The 20664-nt window shown below is 74.1% G+C and carries 22 protein-coding genes; 14 read left to right on the top strand and 8 right to left on the bottom strand.

What is annotated here, in order from left to right; translation table 11 throughout:
• Positions 1-24 precede the first annotated feature (24 nt).
• On the top strand, positions 25-948 hold the full coding sequence (gene mmuM / locus ACZ4U1_RS12735) for a homocysteine S-methyltransferase (RefSeq protein ID WP_467902672.1): 924 nt from the start codon (positions 25-27) through the stop codon (positions 946-948).
• Positions 949-1434: 486 nt separating this feature from the next.
• Here mmuM and ACZ4U1_RS12730 read toward each other — a convergent pair whose 3' ends face one another.
• The gene (locus tag ACZ4U1_RS12730) at positions 1435-3003 is read right to left on the bottom strand and encodes a carboxylesterase/lipase family protein (RefSeq protein WP_467902670.1); all 1569 of its coding nucleotides are present in this window, start codon (positions 3001-3003) and stop codon (positions 1435-1437) included.
• Between the two features lie 563 nt (positions 3004-3566).
• Between ACZ4U1_RS12730 and ACZ4U1_RS12725 the strand changes: the two genes are divergently transcribed.
• From ACZ4U1_RS12725 to ACZ4U1_RS12710, 4 genes are all read left to right on the top strand, one after another.
• Positions 3567-4580 carry a hydroxyacid dehydrogenase gene (locus tag ACZ4U1_RS12725; protein ID WP_467902668.1) on the top strand — a complete coding sequence of 338 codons (1014 nt, stop codon included), beginning with the start codon at positions 3567-3569 and terminating at the stop codon, positions 4578-4580.
• A 324-nt stretch (positions 4581-4904) separates the two neighbouring features.
• Positions 4905-5432, top strand: a complete 528-nt coding sequence (locus ACZ4U1_RS12720; protein WP_467902666.1) for a hypothetical protein — start codon at positions 4905-4907, stop codon at positions 5430-5432.
• Between the two features lie 147 nt (positions 5433-5579).
• The gene (locus tag ACZ4U1_RS12715; RefSeq protein ID WP_467902664.1) at positions 5580-6683 is read left to right on the top strand and encodes a LacI family DNA-binding transcriptional regulator; all 1104 of its coding nucleotides are present in this window, start codon (positions 5580-5582) and stop codon (positions 6681-6683) included.
• 62 nt (positions 6684-6745) lie between these two features.
• Positions 6746-6949 carry a hypothetical protein gene (locus ACZ4U1_RS12710; RefSeq protein ID WP_467902662.1) on the top strand — a complete coding sequence of 68 codons (204 nt, stop codon included), beginning with the start codon at positions 6746-6748 and terminating at the stop codon, positions 6947-6949.
• Between the two features lie 82 nt (positions 6950-7031).
• On the opposite strand, the gene ACZ4U1_RS12705 is transcribed toward ACZ4U1_RS12710, so the two are convergent.
• The 4 genes from ACZ4U1_RS12705 to ACZ4U1_RS12690 all read right to left on the bottom strand — a co-directional run bounded on the left by ACZ4U1_RS12705 (position 7032) and on the right by ACZ4U1_RS12690 (position 9629).
• Complete coding sequence (locus tag ACZ4U1_RS12705; protein WP_467902660.1) at positions 7032-7307, bottom strand: hypothetical protein; 276 nt, start codon at positions 7305-7307, stop codon at positions 7032-7034.
• A complete protein-coding gene (locus tag ACZ4U1_RS12700) occupies positions 7304-8167 on the bottom strand; it encodes an isocitrate lyase/PEP mutase family protein (protein WP_467902659.1) in 864 nt (287 codons plus the stop codon). The genes ACZ4U1_RS12705 and ACZ4U1_RS12700 overlap by 4 nt, the downstream gene beginning before the upstream one ends.
• Before the next feature lie 162 nt (positions 8168-8329).
• Entirely contained in the window at positions 8330-8986 is a 657-nt protein-coding gene (locus ACZ4U1_RS12695; RefSeq protein ID WP_467902657.1) for a ThuA domain-containing protein, read from the bottom strand.
• A gap of 67 nt (positions 8987-9053) precedes the next feature.
• Positions 9054-9629, bottom strand: coding sequence for a membrane lipoprotein (locus ACZ4U1_RS12690; RefSeq protein WP_467902656.1), 576 nt, complete (start codon positions 9627-9629; stop codon positions 9054-9056).
• Positions 9630-9690: 61 nt separating this feature from the next.
• On the opposite strand from ACZ4U1_RS12690, the gene ACZ4U1_RS12685 reads away from it, so the two are divergent.
• From ACZ4U1_RS12685 to ACZ4U1_RS12670, 4 genes are all read left to right on the top strand, one after another.
• On the top strand, positions 9691-10323 hold the full coding sequence (locus ACZ4U1_RS12685; RefSeq protein ID WP_467902655.1) for a VOC family protein: 633 nt from the start codon (positions 9691-9693) through the stop codon (positions 10321-10323).
• 166 nt (positions 10324-10489) lie between these two features.
• Positions 10490-10675: a hypothetical protein gene (locus tag ACZ4U1_RS12680; RefSeq protein WP_467902939.1), complete on the top strand. Its 186-nt coding sequence runs from the start codon at positions 10490-10492 to the stop codon at positions 10673-10675.
• A 61-nt stretch (positions 10676-10736) separates the two neighbouring features.
• Positions 10737-11630, top strand: coding sequence for a DUF817 domain-containing protein (locus tag ACZ4U1_RS12675; RefSeq protein ID WP_467902654.1), 894 nt, complete (start codon positions 10737-10739; stop codon positions 11628-11630).
• A 4-nt stretch (positions 11631-11634) separates the two neighbouring features.
• A complete protein-coding gene (locus tag ACZ4U1_RS12670; RefSeq protein WP_467902652.1) occupies positions 11635-12039 on the top strand; it encodes a VOC family protein in 405 nt (134 codons plus the stop codon).
• On the opposite strand, the gene ACZ4U1_RS12665 is transcribed toward ACZ4U1_RS12670, so the two are convergent.
• The 3 genes from ACZ4U1_RS12665 to ACZ4U1_RS12655 all read right to left on the bottom strand — a co-directional run bounded on the left by ACZ4U1_RS12665 (position 12019) and on the right by ACZ4U1_RS12655 (position 14948).
• Positions 12019-12708, bottom strand: coding sequence for a helix-turn-helix domain-containing protein (locus ACZ4U1_RS12665; RefSeq protein WP_467902650.1), 690 nt, complete (start codon positions 12706-12708; stop codon positions 12019-12021). The genes ACZ4U1_RS12670 and ACZ4U1_RS12665 overlap by 21 nt on opposite strands.
• Before the next feature lie 68 nt (positions 12709-12776).
• Complete coding sequence (locus ACZ4U1_RS12660; RefSeq protein ID WP_467902648.1) at positions 12777-13598, bottom strand: VC0807 family protein; 822 nt, start codon at positions 13596-13598, stop codon at positions 12777-12779.
• A gap of 165 nt (positions 13599-13763) precedes the next feature.
• Positions 13764-14948 (bottom strand): YihY/virulence factor BrkB family protein, encoded by a 1185-nt coding sequence (locus tag ACZ4U1_RS12655; RefSeq protein WP_467902647.1) that lies wholly within the window; start codon positions 14946-14948, stop codon positions 13764-13766.
• Between the two features lie 140 nt (positions 14949-15088).
• On the opposite strand from ACZ4U1_RS12655, the gene ACZ4U1_RS12650 reads away from it, so the two are divergent.
• The 5 genes from ACZ4U1_RS12650 to ACZ4U1_RS12630 all read left to right on the top strand — a co-directional run bounded on the left by ACZ4U1_RS12650 (position 15089) and on the right by ACZ4U1_RS12630 (position 20663).
• The gene (locus tag ACZ4U1_RS12650) at positions 15089-16723 is read left to right on the top strand and encodes an acyl-CoA dehydrogenase family protein (RefSeq protein WP_467902645.1); all 1635 of its coding nucleotides are present in this window, start codon (positions 15089-15091) and stop codon (positions 16721-16723) included.
• A 287-nt stretch (positions 16724-17010) separates the two neighbouring features.
• The gene (locus tag ACZ4U1_RS12645; protein WP_467902643.1) at positions 17011-18294 is read left to right on the top strand and encodes a GAF domain-containing protein; all 1284 of its coding nucleotides are present in this window, start codon (positions 17011-17013) and stop codon (positions 18292-18294) included.
• A 168-nt stretch (positions 18295-18462) separates the two neighbouring features.
• Positions 18463-19797 (top strand): hypothetical protein, encoded by a 1335-nt coding sequence (locus tag ACZ4U1_RS12640; protein WP_467902642.1) that lies wholly within the window; start codon positions 18463-18465, stop codon positions 19795-19797.
• An 82-nt stretch (positions 19798-19879) separates the two neighbouring features.
• Positions 19880-20452 (top strand): GNAT family N-acetyltransferase, encoded by a 573-nt coding sequence (locus tag ACZ4U1_RS12635; protein WP_467902640.1) that lies wholly within the window; start codon positions 19880-19882, stop codon positions 20450-20452.
• Between the two features lie 127 nt (positions 20453-20579).
• Positions 20580-20663: a putative leader peptide gene (locus tag ACZ4U1_RS12630; RefSeq protein ID WP_309486338.1), complete on the top strand. Its 84-nt coding sequence runs from the start codon at positions 20580-20582 to the stop codon at positions 20661-20663.
• The last annotated feature ends 1 nt before the right edge of the window (position 20664 follow it).

Here is a 20664-nt window from a genome sequence, read left to right as displayed (position 1 = left end):
TTCACGAACGACTAGCGTCGTGACATGACCAGCGACACCTCCCCCAGCCTCGCCGACGCCCTCGCCGCCGGGACGGTCGTGCTCGACGGCGGCATGTCCAACCAGCTGGAGTCGGCCGGGCACGACCTGAGCGACGAGCTGTGGTCGGCGCGGCTGCTCGCCGAGCGGCCCGAAGCGGTCACCGAGGCTCACCTCGCCTACTACCTCGCGGGCGCGAGCGTGGCGATCACCTCCAGCTACCAGGCCACCTTCGAGGGCTTCGGCAAGCGCGGCATCGGCCGGGGCGAGGCCGCGCGGCTGCTCGGGCTGAGCGTGGAACTGGCCCGGGAGGCGGCCCGGCAGGCCCGTGGAGCGGGTGTCTCGCGCCCGCTGTGGGTGGCTGCCTCGGTCGGGCCGTACGGGGCGATGCTCGCGGACGGCTCCGAGTACCGGGGCCGCTACGGGCTGAGCGTGGACGAGCTGGAGCGGTTCCACCGGCCCCGGATGGAGGTGCTGGCCGCCGCCGCGCCGGACGTGCTGGCGCTGGAGACCGTCCCGGACGCCGACGAGGCCGCCGCGCTGCTGCGGTCGGTACGGGGGCTGGGGGTGCCGGCCTGGCTGTCGTACACCGTCGAGGGCCTGCGGACGCGGGCCGGGCAGCCCCTGGAGGAGGCGTTCGCTCTCGCCGCCGACGCGGACGAGGTGATCGCGGTCGGCGTCAACTGCTGTGCGCCGGAGGATGTTCGGGATGCGGTGGAGATCGCGGCGCGCGTCACCGGCAAGCCGGTCGTGGTGTACCCCAACAGCGGGGAGGCCTGGGACGCGCAGGCGCGGGCCTGGCGCGGGGGCACCACGTTCGGCACCGAGCGGGTGAAGGCGTGGCGGGAGGCGGGCGCACGGCTGATCGGGGGGTGCTGCCGGGTGGGTCCGGAGGCGATCGGCGCGCTCGCGGGGGCGCTGGCGGCTTGATCCGGTAGTCGACACCGTTCCGGCTCCTCGCACAGTCCCCCACCCGGGGGACGCCGGAGTACGCAGAGCACTCCTCGATCGAACGGCGCCCCCGAGCGCCGGTGACGGTGCGCATCCACGTCCGTACTGTCAGTGGTGGACCGGGTACAGCCTCTCCATCCGGTGACCTGAGCCGTGCCCCTGCCACCGGCCGCCCGGAGCCTCCCACCGGGCGGCCGGCCCCTTCCCTGCCCGGGGCCGCGGGACACTGGCCCGCCGCTCCGCCGGGACGCCGGCCTCCCGGCGCGGGAACCGGTTGCCGTACGGCGTGGTTCCCAGGGGAGACAGGGGCCCGGATGACCACCGTGCAGGTGCCCTACGAGGAGCTGGGCCGGCCGTGCGCACCGCGCTCGACCGGTGCGCCGGCAGCGGGTCGGCGCACCCGCTGCCGGGCACGCGTGGGGTGGTGCGGGACTCGGTGGCAGCCATGAGTGGCCGAGGGGCGGGTCAGCGGCGCAGGGTGCCCACCGAGCGGCGCAGCCGGCGCATCGCGGCGGCGAGTTCGGCGCCGGGGGCGCGGGGCACCGAGTGCCGCGGGGGTTCCGGGAGCGCGGGCGCGGCCGACCACAGGGCGACCTCCGCGTCCCGGGGGCCGTACGCGGTGTGCGGAACGCCGTCGCCGAAGACCCGCACCGGGTGCGTGGCGTCCCAGGCCGCCCAGCCGGGGTCCCCGGTCGTCGCGAACCGCACCCAGGCGGTGTGCATCGCGTCGCACAGCTCCTGCGGGGCGCCCTCGCCGGCCAGCCGCTTCGACTCGGGCACGTCCCCGGTGTCGAAGACGAATCCCAGCTCCAGCGCGTGGCAGGCGCCGAGGCCGGGGAGGCGGGACGGCCAGGCGAACTCGTACAGGTAGGAGGTGCCGGGGCGGGCGTCGGCGAGCCGGTGCAGCGGTACCCGCAGCAGGTGGTCGGTGACCATCTGGCCGACGATCTCGGCGGTCCCGGCGTCGGGGTGCAGCGCACGGTAGCCGCGCGGTATCTCGTGGCCGGCGTGACAGCGGGCCATGGCCCCGGCCAGGGCGAACGCGCCGAGCCGGTCGACGCGCTCCAGCAGCCCGCCGGGCACCAGCCACAGCCGGTACTCGTCCCGGGTCCAGCCCATGAGCAGCTCGACGTCCCGGGCGGCGGCGCCCTCGGTCAGCGCCTTCAGCGGGTCGCGGGGCACGAGGTCGCCGTCCGCGACGATACCGAACGCGGGGCCGCCCAGCACCGGGCTGCTGAGCCGGCCGACCTCGGCCTGGGTGCGCAGCAGCAGTTCGCGGTCGACGGCGGCGAACGCCTCGGCGGTGGCGGGGATCTTCAGCCGGGTGGCCATCCGGCGCACCATCCGCCGTACCTTCTCGCGGTCCAGGATCTCGGGCGGGCCGCTCTGCAGCACCGCCCGCCGGATCAGGCCCCGCGTCCGGGGCGCGGCGAGCAGGACGCCGGCGCTGATGGCACCGGCCGACTGGCCGCACAGGGTGATCCGGCCGGGGTCGCCACCGAAGGCCTCGATCGCCTCGTGCACCCAGCACAGGGCGGCGAGCTGGTCGCGCAGGCCGGGGTTCGGGGGCGCGTCCGGGAACAGTCCGTAGCCCTCCACTCCCAGCCGGTAGTTGACCGAGACGCAGACGACGCCGTCACGCGCGAAGGCGCTGCCGTCGTACACCGGCACGGCCGAGGAGCCCCTGGTCAGCGCGCCGCCGTGCAGCCAGACCAGCACCGGGAGCTTGGCGCCGGGTCCCGGTTCGGGGGTCCAGACGTTGAGGTTGAGGCAGTCGTCGCCGGGGATCACCGGGTCGGACAGGTACGGGGCGAACGCCTCGGAGTACGGCGGCTTCGGCGCGGTCGGCCCGAACGCGCCGGCGTCCCGCACCCCGTCCCAGGGCTCGGGCGGCCGGGGTGGGCGGAACCGCAGGGGGCCGAAGGGCGGGGCGGCGTACGGGATACCGCGGAAGACCGCGACACCCCGCTCGTACCGGCCGCGTACGGCTCCGTGGGGCGTTCTGACCACGGGGCCCGTCTGGTCTGCCGTCATCGCCCACCAGCCCTTCGCCGCGCGTGCAGTGTTCCTTCAGAGCACCACACCGGCCGCGGGTATTCCGGTGCACGGGCCCCGCGTGTGGGCCATTCGGCGTACATCAGGGCGCCGCAGCCCAGCTGGTCGTATCCGCCGGAGGGGGAACCGCAGTCGCCGCCTCCGCCCTCGAGGGCCGCCGCTGGGCCGCCGTACGAACTGGCCGGAGCTGCCCTGGCCGTTGACGCCGAGGTCGCTCCCAGGGCCCCGTACCGCGAAGGTCCCGTCCTCGTGGGCGATGCTGTGCGGGCGGCGGGGTGCCGACGGTGCGGATGAGGGTGCCGGTGGCGTCGCCGGCCGCGTTACCCGCGGTGGTGGTGGCGGTGAACTCGCCGGTCCCGGTGGGTGTTCCGGAGACGAGGCCGGTGCGCTCGTGGACGCGCGGGCCGTCGGTGCCGGAAGCGGGCCGGCCCCGGCCCGGCACGGCCCACCTCCCGAGCCCCACCGATTGACCCGTCTTTCTCGGCAGACATACGGTAGAAGGCGCTTTCTGAAACTGTTTCCCCGCGTTCGTCAGGAGAGCCATGCCCAGCCCTCAGCCGCCGCGGGCCGTGTTCGCGATGGATCCGGTACACCTCCCGCTGCTCTTCCCCCCACCGCTCATGGACCGGCTGAGGCGGACGGCCGACATCGACCCGGCGTTCGTCGTACGGGACTTCGCCGATCCGGTGGTGGCCGAGGCCCTGGCCCCGGCCGAGGTGCTGATCACCGGCTGGGGCTGCCCGCACCTGGACGCCGGCGTCCTCGCCGCGGCCCCCGGACTGCGGGCCGTCCTGCACGCCGCGGGCTCGGTCCGCTCCCTGGTCGGCGAGGCCCTGTGGAAACACGGCGTCACCGTGTCCAGCGCGGTCACCGGCAACGCCCTGCCGGTGGCGGAGTACACGCTCGCGATGATCCTGCTCGCCGGCAAGGACGTCTTCGACCACCGCGAGCGCTACCGCCGCGAGCACACCTGTCCGACCCCCGCCGAGACCGCGGCCACCGGCAACCTCGGCCGCCGCGTCGGGGTCGTCGGCGCCTCCCGCGTGGGCCGCCGGCTCCTGGAGCTGCTCCGGCCGTTCGACCTCACGGTGCTGTTGCACGACCCCTACGTGAGCCCCGCCGAGGCCGCCGCGCTGGGGGCGGAACTGCTGCCGCTGGAGGAGCTGTTGCGGCGCAGTGACATCGTCACCCTGCACGCCCCCGACATCCCCGAGACCCACCACATGCTCGACCGCACCCGGCTCGCCCTCGTCCGGGACGGGGGCGTGCTGATCAACACCGCTCGCGGTGCGCTGGTCGACCACGAGGCACTGACCGAGGAACTGGTCTCGGGACGCCTGTACGCGGTGCTCGACGTCACCGAACCCGAGCCGCTGCCCGCCGGTTCCCCGCTGTACCGGCTGCCCAACGTCTTCCTCACCCCGCACATCGCGGGCTCGCTCGGCAACGAGCTGCAGCGGCTGGGCGCGATCGTGGTGGACGAGCTGGAGCGGCTGGCCGAGGGGCTGCCGCCGCTGCACGAGGTGCGGCACACGGATCTGGCCCGGGTCGCCTGATGCCCGCGGCGGACGCCGTCCACAGGCCCACCAGCCCGGAGTGACCATGGGACGCGGTTTCCGCACCGGCGCGGGCGGGACCCGGGCAGGCGGGAAGCGCGCCACGACGTCGAAGGAGCCGGAACGGTGAGTCAGCGCAAGGCGCCCGGTGACGCCGGCCGGGCGACCATCCGCGACGAAGCCAGCCCCGCAGGGTGGCGGCGCCCTCGACGCCCTTGGCCACGTGAGCGAACGCGGCACCGGTGACGTAGTCCAGGTCCCGGATGACCTTCATCTTCGCTGGTCGGCACGGCCGGCGACGACCCCGAGCGGGAGCCGGCGCTGGTGAACCTCATGCGGCAGCAGGGCGTGGCCGCGGTGGTGCTGCTGGGCGGTGCGTACGACTACGACGAGTACCAGCTGCGCATGGCCCGCTTCGCCCGCTCCCTGGACGCGACCGGATCCCGTCTCGTCCTGGTGGGCAGGCCTCCCCTGGAGGGCGACGCCCCGGCCACGACGGTCGACTACGACAACGAGGGCGGCGCCTACGCGATGGCCGGCCACCTGCTGTCGGCCGGCCACCGGCGCATCCTCGTGCTGCCGGGACGCGCCGAACTCACCACAGCTCAGGGCCGGTTGAGGGGAGACGACATCGGTGGCCGACCGGCGCGAGGGCGGCGCGGGCCGCCGCAGGGGCGCCGACGGCGAGCACGTGGTGCCGGGCGCCCATGCCGTCGTACGCCACTCCGTGCGGCCGCCCGCCGGTCGGGTACAGCCCTCGCCGTGGAACGCCGAGGGCGTTTCGTAAACGGTTTCCCCGGGGTCTTCAGCAGCCGAGCTGTTGGAGGCGGCCCACATCGACAGCGCCGGTGAGCTGCGGAGGAACACCCGTGTCTTCCCGCCGTGTTGACGCGCATCTATCGTAGGAAGCGCTTTCTGCATGGTCGGTGCGCAGGCCGCGGAAGCAGCGTTGGTCGCAACTTTCGGTGGCCCACGGGCGGGCCGGAGAGGTGGTTCCCTATGGTCCGTGCGGGGAGTGCGAGCGTGGCGGCCGGCCCGACGCTGGCGGTGGTGGCCCGTGAGGCGGGCGTGTCGGTGCCCACCGCGTCGAAGGTGGTCAACGGCCGGGAGGACGTCGCACCGGAGACCCGCCGCCGGGTGACCGAGGCCCTCGACCGGCTCGGCTATGTGCGCCGCCCCCGCTTCGACGCGTCGAAGGCGCCGGGCCTGGTCGACCTGGTACTGCACTCGCTGGACAGTTCCTGGTCGGGTGCCGTGCTGCACGGGGTGGAGGCAGCGGCGTACGAGGCGGGCCTGGAGGTGGTGGTCTCGGCCGGGCCGAGCCGCAGCGGGGGCGCCCGGCCGGAGCGCGGCTGGCTGGACAAGCTGACCACGCGCGGCTCCTCGGGCGTGCTGTTCAACCTGGCGGAGCTGTCCGCCGCGCAGTACGCGTGGCTGGACCAGCACCGCATCCCGTACGTGCTCATCGACCCGGCGCACGAACCGCCGGCCGGAGTGGTCTCGATCGGGGCGGCCAACTGGCAGGGCGGGGTGAGCGCGACCGAGCACCTGCTGGGGCTCGGTCACGAGCGGATCGCGGTGATCGCCGGGCACCGGCGCGCGATGGCCGACGGCGCCCGGGTGGCCGGCTACCGTTCGGCGCTCGCCGCCGCGGGTGTACGGCACCGCGCCGAGTACGTGCGGCACGCGGGCGGTGACGAGGCCACCGCCCGGCTGCGCACGCACGAGCTGCTGGACCTGCCCGAGCCGCCGACCGCGGTGTTCGTGTGCTCGGACCGGATGACGCTCGGGGTGTACGCGGCGCTGGCCGAGCGGGGGTTGCGGGTGCCGGACGACATGAGCGTGGTGGGCTTCGACGATCTGCCCGAGGCGCGCTGGGTCGCCCCGGCGCTGACCACCGTCCGCCAGCCGCTGGCGGAGATGGCGGCGACGGCGCTCCGGCTGCTGGTGCGGATGATGCACGGCGAGCGCCCCGAGGGCACCCGGACGGAACTGTCGACCCGGCTGGTGCAGCGCGCCAGCACGGCCCGGCCCGCGGCGCACCACCCGGCGCACCACTCGGCGGCCCGCGCGGCGGCGCCGACCGGGCGGCCAACTGCGTGACGGCAGCGGCCGATTCGGGCACCGGACGGTGACCCCGCCCCCGCTGAGGTCGTTTTCCGGGCATGAACCACACCACGCGTACCGCCGCGGCCCTGGTCGCGGCCGCAGTCGCCTTGGTCACCGCCTACGGCACGGCCCATGCCGCCGACCGCGTCCTCGCTCCCGGTCCGCACCGCGCCACCGTGGCCTCGCCCGCCGACGAGCACGACCCGAAGGAGGACGTCGAGCTGGACGAGAACGGCCGCCCCGACCTCACCGAGGACTGAGTCCCGGGAGGTGCCCGGCCGCATGGCGACGGCCGGGCACCTCCCGCAGGGGTGCCCGGCCGCTTCCCTCTTCTGCTGTCGCTCAGTCCTCCTCGCCCCGGCCGGCGCCGACGAGGGCCTCCACCACGTCCACGGCGCTGCCGTCGTGGTCGCTGCCGGCGGTGCCGCTGCCTGTCTGCGCGTTGCCCGTGCGGTCGACCTCCAGGATCGAGTCCTGCTCCGAATTGTCGACACCGGTCCGCGAGTTGTCGATCACGGTGATCAGGCCTCCGGACGCGACGGCGGGTACGGCGCCGGCTCCGAGGAGCACGGCGGCGACCGCCGTGGCCATGCCGAGCCGGGGTAACGCACGGGTCACACGCCCACGCCCTCGGGGGTGAGCCGGTCGCGGGCGATGTTGCGCTCCAGCAGGCTGGTGGAGGCCTTCACGCCGACCCCGCTCGCGGGATCCACCTCGGGCAGCCGGCCGTCGGCGGCCTTGAGGTCCGAGAGCGCGGAGTCCATCGCCTCGTGCGCGGCGAACAGGCACGGGGTGCTGTAGATGGCGACGTCCACGCCGAGGTCGGACAGTTCGCCGAGGGACAGGCGGGGCGACTTGCCGCCGGCGATCTGGTTGAACAGCAGCGGCTTGTCCCCGACGACCTCGCGGATCCGCTTGATCCACTCGACGCTGCGCACCCCGTCGACCAGGACCACGTCGGCTTCGGTGGCCGCCAGCTGTTCGGCGCGGTGCAGGATGTCGTGCTCGTCGGTGGCGTCCGTACGGGCGACGACGACCAGGTCCTTGCGGGTCTCCAGGACCTTGTGCAGCTTCTCCAGGTACTCGTCCAGGGGCAGCACCTGCTTGCCGTCGGCGTGGCCGCAGCGGCGGGGCCGCTTCTGGTCCTCCAGGATCACCCCGGAGGCGCCGATGCGCTCCAGTCCCTCGACGACGTGACAGGCGACCTCCGGGTCGACGTACCCGTCGTCGATGTCGACCAGCAGGTGGTGGTGCGGGAACGCGCCCCGCAGCCGCTGTACGAAGGCCACCATGTCGGGCCAGGCGATGAATCCGATGTCCGGCAGTCCGTAGTACGAGGCCGCGAAGCCGAAGCCCGATACGAACATCCCGTCGTAGTGCTTGGCCGCGATCGACGCGGAGTACATGTCGTACACGCCGATCAGCGGTGTGGTCCCGGGCCCGGCGATGCGCTCGCGCAGCTTCTTCCCGTAATTCAAGGTCCGGCTCCTCCTGTGGGTGGGTGACGCGGGCGGAAGGGGGGTGGCCCGCCGCGTCCGGCGCCCTTTGCCAAGACAAGAGCATGTCTAGATAGTCACGTGACCTTCGCCCTACGCCAGCTTTACTCACTCGAACGGCGGAACCGGTTCACCGCAGAAACGTCACTCGGCGAGCCGCCCCGCCCAGATGAGCCCGCCGTTCAGGTGGGCCAGGAAGACCGGGTCGCGGTAGGCGTCGGCACAGTGGCCGAGGGCGGTGTAGAACACACGTCCGTCTCCGGGGCCCTGTTCGCGGCACCAGGCCAGCGGATGGTCCGCGCCCATCCCGCCGCCGTCGTACGACGTCTCGTCGGCGCGCAGCAGCACCCGGGCCCCGCCGCCCGGAGCGCGGTCGAAGTCGTACCACTCGTCGGTGAATTCCCACCCGGCCGGCAGCTGCCGGGTGGCGGGATGGCCGGGGTCCGCGACGAGGATCCGGCCCCGCTGGCAGGCGGGGTGCCGGGTGAAGCGGGCGCCGAGCAGTTCGCCGTAGTACGGCCATCCGTACTCGGTGCAGGCCGCCGCGTGCACGCCGGCGAAGCCGCCGCCCGAGCCGACGTACCGCTCCAGCCGCTCGCGCCCGGCCGGGGTCAGCACGTCACCGCTGGTGGAGAGGAAGACCACGGCCGCGAACCCGTCCAGCGGCCGTTCGAGGTCCGCGGGGTCCTCGGTGTGCTCGACAGCGAACCGGCCGAGCGCCCGGACGGCGGCGACGGCGTCCGGGATGGAGTCATGACGGTAGTCGGCGGTACGGGTGTACACGAGGAGACGAGGAGGCATGCCACGGGACTCTAGGCGGACGCGCGCCTGCCCGGCAGACGCCTCCGGTCACCGGTGGCCGGCCCGGTCAACCGCCCTCGCCCACATGGTTGTCGGGCGCTCCGTCGCCGTACGACGGAAGGTCGCCGCGCCGCACCGGGGCCGTGGCCGTGGCCGTGGGGGCCGGCGGCAGGAGTGCGGCGAGTTCCGCCGGCGTGGGGCGGTGCACGGCGTCCGCCGCTCTGCGGAGCACACCGGGCGCGACCTTCTCGCCGCCGATCCGCACCACGTGACCCTTCGCCGGTGCGAGGCAGGCATAGCCCTCGGGGCAGTCGGCGGCGCTGCCCCGCTCCGCGTAGAGGTGGAGCACGGCACCGTTCTTCGCCCAGTACGCGGCGGAGAAACCGTCGTCACCGTTCACCCCGACCGACTGCTGCGCGAGCGTGAAGCCCGGCACGTCCGTGACGTAGACCAGTTCCGGTGCGATACCCAACGCCCGCAGTCGGGCGTCCGTTCCGGGCTGCCGCGTGGCGGTCGGCGTGGGCCGCCCGGTGGCGGTCGGCGCGGGCTCCCGGGCGTCGCCGGTGTCCGCCTTCTCGGTGCCGCACGCCGTGAGCAGTGCCGGGAGGAGGAGCAGCGGCAGGGCGCGTGCGGTTCGGATCATGTGCCCATGGTGCCGCACGGCCGTTCCCCGGGGCGGCCCCGGTCCCGTAACCTCCCGCACGATGAACGCCATTCCGCCGCTGCTGGACCATCTCGTCCTCGCCACGCCCGACTTGCGCGCGACGGTCGCGGACTTCGCCCGGCGGACCGGGGTCACACCGGCGCCCGGCGGGGTGCACCTCGGACTGGGTACGCGCAATCACCTGGTGGGGCTGGGCGGCCGGAGCTATCTGGAGATCCTCGGGCCCGATCCGGACCAGCCCGAGCCGGCCGGGCCGCGCCCGCTCGGCGTCGACCGGCTGGCCGGGCCCTTGGTGCTGACCTGGGCCATCAGCCCGCCCGACCTGGACGCGGCGATCGCCGGGGCGCGGGCGCGGGGCCATGACCCGGGTCCGGTACGGCCGATGAGCCGCCGCACCCCGGACGGCACCCTGCTGCGGTGGCGGCTGACCGACGCCGGTCCCGGGGAGGCCACGGGCCTGGTGCCGTTCCTCATCGACTGGGGCGACTCCCGGCACCCGGCCGCCTCGGGCCTGCCGGTCACCCCGCTGCTGGCGGTGTCGGCCTCGGCCCCCGACCCTGAGGAGCTGCGCGGCCGACTCGCTGCTCTGGGCACCTCACTGACGCTCCGCCCGGGACCGGCCGCGCTCTCCTTCACCGTCGACTCCCCGAACGGGCCGGTCACCTTCGGCTGAGTGCCGGACCCGCCTGTCGTCCGGGAGTGTCCGGCTGCCGGACGCGGCTTCGCCGGTCCGAGCCGTGTACCACCTCGCCGGCGAGGGATCGGTGGGCGGCGGGGAGTTCGTCGGCGGTCCGGTCGGCGGTAGGCGACACCGGGGCGGGCGTGGTGAAGGGCCGTGTGTGCGGGTGCGAGCGAGGCTGGTGAACCGCTTCGGCAACGCCCGGGTGATCTTCGCCGGACTGCTTCCGGCCCCGCTGTCGTACGCCCTGTTCCTGCCGCTCGGGGCCGACTGGACCGTTCCCTTCGCGGACGCGGAGCCGACGGGCTACGGCCTGGAGTGGCGGGCCGGCACCGCACCCCCATGATTGAACATGTTCAATTCCATGCCTAGGATCGGGCCCCTCGCTGTCGCACGAAGGAGGGGGTATGCGCGACGAGGAGAGGTCCGCCGCGGGCGGACTGAGGCACGGGCTCGCCCAACTGGTGCGGTTCGGCATGGTCCAGGTCCGTGCCTGCGCCTTCGCCGGGGCGCTGCTGGCCGGGATCGGCGCCTCCCGGCTGCTGCCCCCGCTGCCCGTGGCGCGCTACGACCTGATCCTGGTCTACGGCGTGCTGCTCACCCTCGTCGCCCGCCGGGTCGGCTGGGAGACCCGGCGGGACACCGCCGTGATCGCCGTGTGCCATGTGCTGGGCCTCCTGTTCGAGCTGGTCAAGGTGCGCCTGGGGTCGTGGAGTTACCCGGAGGACGCCCTCACGAAGATCGCCGGGGTGCCGCTCTACGGCGGCTTCATGTACGCGGCGGTCGCCAGTTACGTCTGCCGGGCCCGGCGGCTGATGCGACTGCGCTACACCCGCTACCGCGCCGCCGCCACGACCCTGGTGGCCGCCGCCGTCTACCTCAACTTCTTCACCCACCACTGGATACCGGACCTGCGCTGGCCGCTCGCGGTGGCGATGACCGCCGCGACCGCCGGGAGCTGGGTGGGCTTCAGCGTGGGCACCCACCGCTACCGCATGCCACTCGCCGTCTCCTTCGTCCTGATCGGTTTCTTCCTCTGGGTCGCCGAGAACGCCGCGACCTACGCGGGCGCCTGGAGCTACCCGCAGCAGCTCGGCGGCTGGCAGCCGGTGCCGCTGACCAAGTTCGGCGCCTGGTCCCTGCTGATCAGCGTCACCTTCGTCCTCGTCGAGCGCCTCGGATCATCCGGTCCGGACCGCCGCGCCGGGCACCCCGAACCCGGCCGGCCCGCCACCGGTGTGCCCGGTGTTCCCGGTGTCCGATTCCTTCAAGACCGGCTGACCGGCCGCCGCCTACGGTGACCGCATGACCGTACAATTCGCCGTGACCGGCCTGGTGGCCTCCGATCTGGCCGCCTCGCTCGCCTTCTACCGCCGCCTCGGACTGGTCTTCCCCGAGGGAGCCGAGGACCAGCCGCATGTCGAGGCCGCCCTGCCCGGCGGGCTGGTGCTCGCCCTGGACACCGAGGAGACCATCCGCTCCTTCCAGCCCGGCTGGCAGCCGCCCGCCGGCGGAGGGCGGGTCTCGCTCGCCTTCCGCTGCGACTCCCCCGCCGAGGTCGACGCCCGGTACGAGGAGCTGGTGGCCGCCGGCCACCACGGGGAACTGAAGCCGTGGGACGCCTTCTGGGGCCAGCGGTACGCCGTCGTGCACGACCCCGACGGCAACGAGGTCGCCCTGTTCGCCCCGCTACCCGTCTCCGGCGAGTAGCTCCCCGAGCGGCATCCCCGCCAGCTGCCGCACCTCCCGCGCCAGATGCGGCTGGTCCGCATAGCCCGCACGGACCGCCGTCTCCGCGTACGGCGTCCCGGAGCGGGCCAGGCTCAGCGCGCGCTGCAGACGCAGGATGCGGGCCAGGGTCTTCGGGCCGTAACCGAACGCGGCCAGGCAGCGGCGGTGCAACGTACGCTCGCCGAGGCCCAGATCAGCGGCCGTCGCGGACACCGGGCGGCCCTCGTCCAGGCACTCCACCAGCCGGCGCAGCACCGGGTCCGGGGGTCCTGCCTCCGCCGCCCGGTCGAGCGCGATGTCCTCCAGCGCGCTCGCCGGGTCGGGGTCCGCCGCGATCCGGTCGCACAGCCTCCGGACCCGCGCTGTGGGCCAGAGGTCCGCCAACTCCACCCGGAAGTCGCGTAGTTCGTGCGCCGGGACGCCGAGCAGCGCGGGTGCGGTCCCGGGGAAGAAGCGGACACCGGCCCAGGAGCGGGCCGGGCCCTCAGGGGCGTAGGGGCGGGTGTCGGGCCCCGCGACCAGCAGCCGGCCCTCGCTCCACAGCAGGTCCATGCAGCCGTCGGGCAGCACGGGCCGGGCGCCGGAGCCGGCCGGGGAGTTCGTCCACACGACCGCGCCGGTCAGCCGGGATGCCCGCTCCGTGTACACGGGAGCCAGCGTACGTCGCCGGGGGTGCCCGTGTGCGGCCTCCGCGCTCAGCCCGGCCGATGGACCGCTCAGCCCGGCCGGCGGACCACGGACGGCGAGGGCGCCCGGGCGGGGCCGGCGCCGGGAGCCGTCGTCGGGGCCGGTGCCGGGGCCGGGGCACCGAACAGCGGGAGGGCGTGGCGTATGCGGAAGCGGCGGGCGTAGACCGCGGTGGCCCCGGCGGTCAGGGCCAGCAAGAGGAGGGAGAGGACACGGTCGAACAGCGGCACCGTGTCCGTCGGCAGCGTGGCCGCGGCCAGTGCGCTCAGACCCCCGTCCAGGAGCTGCTCGGTTCCCCAGAGCAGGGTGAGGACGCGCAGGCCGCGGCGGAACGGGGCGCTGTCCCGCCAGAATCCGGCCCGTACGCGGACCGCGCTTCCCCGGTGCAGTCGCTGTCCCAGCTGGAAGGCCAGGGGTCTGCCGGTGAACGCGGTGGCGAGCGCCCAGCCGCCGACCGCGAGGGACAGTGCGGCGTTCTTGAACAGCAGGACCCGGGGGCCGCCGCCGATCAGGGACACCAGTGCGGCGGTGGCCAGCAGCACCGTCAGGAACAGGTCCACTCCGTCGGTCCGGCGGTGCCGCACCGCGCCGGCCACCAGGCGCAGGGCCGGCGGCGCCCCGCTCAGCAACAGGGCGGGCGCCTGGCCGGCACCGAGTGCCCGGGCCGCGTAGTAGACGAGGAGCGGGAGGAGGATGTCCACGGCGAGGGACAGCAGGGCGCCGCGGGCCGCTCCGGGTGGCTCGGCGGGCCTGGGCGGCCCGGGAGGCTCGGGGGGCTCGGGGGGCTTGGCCTCCCCGGCCGTCCCCCGTGCCGTACCCCGCCCCCGCGTGTGTCCTGTCGGTTGCACCATGTCCGCTGCCTCCCTGCCCGGTCTCAGAGCCGTACACCTGTGTCATCACGCTAGGCGCAGGACCGTGTCCGGCGGATCGGCGCAGGGGTGGAGTGCCGGGTGGATATCCCGAGGACAAGCACAGCCGCCTTCTCCACCGCGGGGAGGAGACGGACACCTCGGGGATCAGGAAGGGCTGTCGCCGCCGTGGCCGCCATGGCCGCCGTGCCCCCCGCTGCCCTTGTGGGCGTGGTGGGGGTTCTTCGCATGGGTGCGCAGGCGGGCCGTCACGTCCTCCGGAGGGAGGAAGCGGGACCAGCGCTCGGGAAACTCGGAGGGCATGTCCGGGTCGTCGGGATCGTCGGGGTGGGCCTCGCGGGCCGCCGCGGCACGCGCGACGTACTCGGCGACCTGCGCATGCCGCACCCGCTCGTTGGCCTCGCGCGCGGCGGCCGTGGCGGCGGCGGGCCAGACCCGGTCGATGGCCGCGTTCACGGCCGCGCCGACGAGCACCGCGAAGGCGGACACACCGATCCACAGCAGCACGGCGACGGCGGCGGCGAGGGAGCCGTAGATCGTGGCGCCCTCGATGGTGTTCGTGAGGTAGATGCGCAGCAGGAAGCTGCCGAGGACCCACATCGCGAGGGCGACCAGGGCGCCCGGCACGTCCTCGATCCACGGGGAGCGGACCGGCACCGACACGTGGTACAGCGTCGTCAGGAAGACGATGGACAGGACGATCACGACCGGCCAGTACAGCACCTGGACGACCGTCTCCGACCAGGGCAGGATCCGGACCACCGCGTCCGGCCCGGCCACCATCAGCGGCAGCGCCACCGAGCCGATCAGCAGCGCCACGATGAACAGCAGGAACGCCATGATCCGGGTCTTGACGATGCCCCGGACGCCGTCCAGGCCGTACATGACGGTGATGGTGTCGATGAAGACGTTCACCGCACGCGAGCCCGACCACAGGGCGAACAGGAAGCCGATGGAGATGACGTCGGGCCGGCCGCCCTTCATCACGTCGTCCAGGATCGGCTCGGCGATCTCCTTGACGCCCTTGTCGGAGAGCACCGTGCGGGAGGCCTCCAGCAGGTTGGTCTCCAGGCTGTGGATGGTGTCGGCGCCGGTCCAGTCGTCGACGTAGCCGAGCAGTCCGATCAGGCTCAGCAGCAGCGGCGGCACGGACAGCAGCGTGAAGAACGCCGCCTCGGCCGCCAGGCCCAGGATGCGGTACTCCATGCAGGAGTTGACGGTGTCCTTGAGCAACAGCCAGGCGGTCCTGCGCTTGGATACGTTCCGGTAGAGGGCTCTGGCCCGGTGGAGCCGGCCGGCCGGCTGCTCGGGGATGTCACTTGCTGGCTGCACGTCCTAACGGTATCCGCCGCGCGGGGCCGCCCTCACCTTCCGGGGGCGATCAACGGTTCTCCGCCCCGGCTTGCCCGCGCTGTGCCACTCTGGAGGCCGTCACCGCCATCATCGCCGCCGTCCCGGGTAGGTTCGCAGTCATGGCAGGTACCTCCACCCACACCGTGACGAACCAGCCGCCCCCACTGGTCGGCTACGACGTCTTCACCGCCGACCGGGCCCTCGTGGAGGCCGTCGACCGGTACGCCGGCCCGGACGTCCTGGACGAGGTGCGCGCCGAGCTGTCGGCGCTCGGCCGGGCCGCCGGCTCGACGCAGCTGCAGGAGTGGGCGGTGCAGGCGAACGCGTACCCGCCCCGGCTGCGCAGCCACGACCGGTACGGCCACCGGATCGACGAGGTCGAGTTCCACCCCGCCTGGCACCGGCTGCTCGGCAAGGGTGTCTCGGCCGGTCTGACCGGTGCCTGGACCCGGCCCTCCGGGCACGTGCGCCGGGCGGCCGGGTTCCATGTCTGGACGCAGGCCGAGGCGGGCACCTGCTGTCCGCTGTCGATGACGCACGCGGCCGTGCCCGCGCTGCGCGCCGACCCGGAGCTGGCCGCCGAGTGGGAGCCCCGGCTGGCGTCCACGGTCTACGACCGGGAGCTGCGGCCCGCCGGTCAGAAGCCCGGCGCGCTGTTCGGGATGGGCATGACGGAGAAGCAGGGCGGCAGCGACGTCCGCGCGAACTCCACCCGGGCGGTCCCGCTCGCGGAATCCGGGACGTACGCGCTGACCGGGCACAAGTGGTTCTGCTCGGCGCCCATGTCGGACGCGTTCCTGGTGCTCGCGCAGGCCCCGGACGGGCTCACCTGCTTCCTGGTCCCGCGGGTCCTGCCCGACGGCAGCCGCAACGCCTTCCTGATCCAGCGGCTGAAGGACAAACTGGGCAACCGTTCGAACGCCTCCGCCGAGGTGGAGTTCGACGGCACCTGGGCGTGCCGGGTCGGCGAGGAGGGGCGCGGGGTGGGCACGATCATCGGGATGGTCGCCGCGACCCGGCTGGACTGCGCGCTCGGCTCGGCGGGCCTGATGCGGCAGGCGGTGGCGCAGGCCGTGCACCACTGCGCCTACCGGGAGGCGTTCGGCGGGAAGCTGGTCGACAAGCCGCTGATGCGCAACGTCCTCGCCGATCTCGCGCTGGAGTCGGAGGCGGCGACCGCGCTCGCGCTGCGGCTGGCCGCCGCGTACGACGACGGGGGCGAGCAGGAGCGCGCGTTCCTGCGGCTCGCGGTGCCGGCCGCCAAGTACTGGATCACCAAACGCTGTGCCCCGGTGGCCGTGGAGGCCGCCGAGTGCCTGGGCGGCAACGGGTACGTCGAGGACTCCGGCCTGCCCCGGCTGGTGCGGGAGTCGCCGCTGAACTCCATCTGGGAGGGTGCCGGGAACGTCCAGGCGCTGGACGTGCTGCGGGCGCTGCAGCGGGAGCCGGGCGCACTGGACGCGTGCCTCACCGAGATCGGCCGGGCGCACGGCGCCGACCACCGGCTGGACCGTGCGGTGAAGGACCTGTTCACCGAACTCGCCGACCTGGACGGCATCGAGGGCCGGGCCCGCCGCCTGGTGGAACGGCTCGCCCTCGCCCTCCAGGGCTCCCTCCTGGTACGGCACGCGCCCCCGGAGGTCGCCGACGCCTTCTGCGCCTCCCGCCTGGGCGGCGACCACGGGGCGTCGTTCGGCACGCTGCCGGCGGGCCTGGACCTGGAGTCGGTGGTGGACCGGGCGAGGCCGGTCTGACCTGTCCGAAGGGCACGGGCTCCGGCCGGACCCCCGGAGGGAGGGGGTGATGCTGCGCCGACACGGCACCACCCCCCACCGCCTGGGTCAAGTCTCAGCCACTCCGCGACGGTCCACCAGGGTTGCAGGGGGTTGCAACTTATGGGGGCACGTGCGCGGAGTCTGTGCCTCCGCCATGCCCGGAGCGGCAGTATGAGGGGCACAGCCGGACCGGATTCCGCCGCCCGGACGGCTTGACAAGTGTGTTCGACACCCTTTCCGGGAGGACCGCAGTGGTGAACCCGCCGATGAACGTGGCGCGCCTGGCCGCCGTGGACGCGGCACAGGCGGCGCGGGTGCTGAGCGAGGTGCGCGAGGCCACGCTCGCCGGACAACGTGCGCGGATCGCGCCCCGACCGGTGATCGAGCAGTCGTGGGGACGGGTGCTGCGCCGCGGCGTCGACCCGGAACGCGACGTCCGCTCGGGGCTGTTGTCCTCCGACGAGGTGCGGCGCCGGAGGGAGGAGTCACCGCTGCGGCATGTCCTGCCGGTGCTGCGGGAGGGGCTGCTTTCGGTCGCGGACGTCGCCCAGCACATCATGGTCGTGGCGGACGCCGACGGGCGCGTGCTGTGGCGGGAGGGGGCGCCCGCGGTGATGCGCAAGGCCGACGGGCTCGGTTTCGAACTCGGCGCGGACTGGCGGGAAGACGTCGTCGGCACCAACGGGGTGGGCACCCCGGCGGTGGTGCGGCGGCCGGTCCAGGTGTTCGCCGGTGAGCACTTCGTACGGTCACAGACCTCCTGGACGTGTACGGGCGCACCGATCACCGATCCGCGGGACGGCCGGCTGCTCGGTGTGGTGGACGTCAGCGGTCCGCTGGAGACCATGCACCCGGCCACCCTGGCCTGGGTGGACTCGGTGGCCAAGCTGGCCGAGGCCCGGCTGCGGGAGCTGCACCTGGCCTCGCTGGAGAGGCTGCGTGCGGTGGCGGCGCCGGTGCTGGCCCGGCTGGCCGGGCGGGCGCTGGTGGTGGACCGGGACGGCTGGGCGGCGGCCGTGACCGGGATGCCGTACGTACGGCGGGTGACGCTGCCCAAATCGCTGGCGCCGGGCCGCCGGTGGCTGCCCTCACTCGGTTCGTGCGCGGTGGAGCCGCTCGCCGGGGGCTGGCTGCTGCGGGCGGAGGACGAGCCCCGGGCCGGTGCCGTCCGCCGGGTCGTGCTGGACCTCGCGCGGCCGGGCCGCTGCACGGTGACGGTCAAGGAGTCGGCGGTCTCCTGGTCGCGGGAACTGAGTCCACGGCACGCCGAGTTGCTGTTCCTGCTCGCCGAGCACCGCGCCGGGCGCGGGGCGGCGGAGCTGGCCGAGGACTTGTTCGGCGATCCGTCCCGGACTGTTACCGTACGGGCTGAGATGTCCAGAATCCGGCGGTATCTTGGGGATCTTCTCCAGCATCGGCCGTATCGTTTCAGCGAGGATGCGGAAGTAGACGTGGTCCTTCCAGACAATCCGCGTGAGCTGCTCACACAGTCGACGGCACCGGCGGTGGCCCGGAAACGGAATGCCGAGCACGACGACCGGCCCGCGTAGCCGCCGACCGGTTCGGCGCCCGCGCCGACCGCGCGCCTTCCGCCCATCTGCGGGGTCTTGGCCCTGCCCGGCCCGTTCCTGCCGTAGCATCCGGTACGGGCCCCCCACCTGCTCCTCGCGTCAACGTACGGATCACGAGGCGCAGTTGGCCCGCCCTCTGGAGGAGAGATGAAGCATCGCGGCAGACACCGCCGGCGCAGGCGGGGCGCGGCACTGCGCGCCGTCCTGACCGGGACCGCGCTGGCACTCACCGCCGCCGCCACCATAATCAGCGCCTCCCAGGCCGAGGTCACCGAGGGGCCGGGCGCGCTGAAGCCGCTGACCTCCCCGGCGGACACCGGCCCGCTCCGGCTCCAGGAGGACCTGGTCCCCGCCCGCACGCTGGACCGGCTCACCGCCGCGATGGGCCGCCCGGTCGGTGTGGACGCCGTCCTGCAGAGCGCCGACCGCGGCCTGCGCGAGGCCGCCGACTGCTCCTCCGGCGACCGCGCGTCCCTGCCCGTCGCACCGGCCGCCGCCCGCGCCTACTGCTGGGACCCGGCCGACACCTCCGGCGACGCCTGGCGGCCGGCCTCCGTGACCACCTCCGGCGACGCCGACGACGACGGCGTCTGGGGCACCCACCGCGTCGTCCTCGCCGGCTGGACCCACAGCACCACCGCCGGCCGCCCCGCCGAGCGCGGCCTCGCCCGGATCGCCTTCGTCGACGCGGACGACCCCGCTCACCTCGCCTACCGCTGGGTGCTGCTGGTGGTACCGGTCGACGGCGGCCGGGACTACCGGGGCCTGACCTCCGGCATCTCCGGCATGGTCTGGTACGAGAACAAGCTCCTGGTCACCACCACGGCCGGCGGCGCCGACGCGCTCTACGTCTACGACCTCGACCGCATCCAGCGCACCACGGTCGACGGGCCCGCGATCGGCCGGGTGCCCGGCGGCTGGTCCGCCGACGGCCACCGCTACGTCCTGCCCGCCATCGGCTCGTACCGCTATACGGACGGCCGCTGCACCTCCTCCGGTCCGCCCTGCCCCGGGGCGCTGGCCCTCGACCGCGGCACGGCACCCGACAGCCTGGTCGCCGCGGAGTGGACCGCACCCGGCGCCGACCGGCGCGCCCGGCTGTGGCGGTACGCGTTCAGCACCGATCCGGCGCGCCCGGGGCTGCTCGCCACGGACGCCCGCGGGCGGGCGGACGCGGTGGAGGCGTACCGGACCCGGGCGGACGGGATCCGGGGCGTGCTGTCGTACCGGACGGCCGGGGCGGACAAGGCGTCCTGGTATGTGGGACGGCTGCCCGCTTCGCAGGACGGGCACGGCGGACTGTGGCGGCAGGACTCCGAGGGGGCCCGGGCGGCCCGCTGCGGCGCCGACGCCTCGGACCGCTGCTGGGCGCGGGAGGCGGGCTCCCTCTCCTACTGGCAGGCGACCGGCGAGGTGTGGTCGCTGTCCGACCGGATGCTCTTCGCGCTGCCGCTGGCCGACCTCGACCGTTCCCTGGACTGACCTCGCGGGCCGCGGCCCCTGGAGCCGGTCGACAGACCGGGCCGATCGACAGACCGGGCGGCGGGATGGTTCCCTGGCCCGCATGAGCAGCGTCCCTGTCACCACCTGGTCCCTGGAGCAGACCTCCCCGGCCGACCTCCTGCCCGCCGCCGCCCCCGACGGCGAGGTCCGGATCGTCCGCGCCGAGGTGCCCTCCCCCGAGTTCAGCCGGTTCCTGTACGCCTCGGTCGGCGGCGACATCCGCTGGACCGACCGGCTGGGCTGGACGTACGCACAGTGGCGGGAGTACCTGGAGCGGCCCGGTGTGGAGACCTGGGTGGCCTACGACCACGGCACCCCGGCCGGTTATGTCGAGTTGGAGCCGCAGGACGAGGGCGCGGTCGAGATCGTCTACTTCGGGCTGATCCCGGCTTTCCGCGGCCGGCGCATCGGCGGTCATCTGCTGGCGCAGGGCACGGCCCGCGCCTGGGACCTGGCCGAGCGGTGGCCGGGACGGACGCCGACCAAGCGGGTGTGGCTGCACACGTGCAGCAAGGACGGCGAGTTCGCGATGGCCAACTACCAGCGGCGCGGCTTCAAGCTGTTCGACACCAAGGTGGAGCTGGAGCCGGACGTGGCAGCGCCGGGACCGTGGCCCGGGGCATACCCCGCCTGACCTGCTGGGACAAGCCTTCCGGCAGCGCATGTGAGCGACGACACCCTTGTCCCACTCCTCGGGACAAGGGTGTCCGCATGATGGACGAAGCTGGACTGTGTCCAGATCGCCGTGACACGCTGCCGTCATGTCTGGAACTGGAATTGCCTTGGTGAGTCGGCGGCACGTCGACCTCGGCCGCATGTCCAGCGCCATCTGTCCGGCGAGCTGAC

The sequence above is a fragment of the Streptomyces sp. NPDC028928 genome, assembly GCF_055564915.1.
The sequence above is the reverse complement of the archived record's forward strand: the minus strand, read 5'-3'. Positions and strand labels throughout refer to the sequence as shown.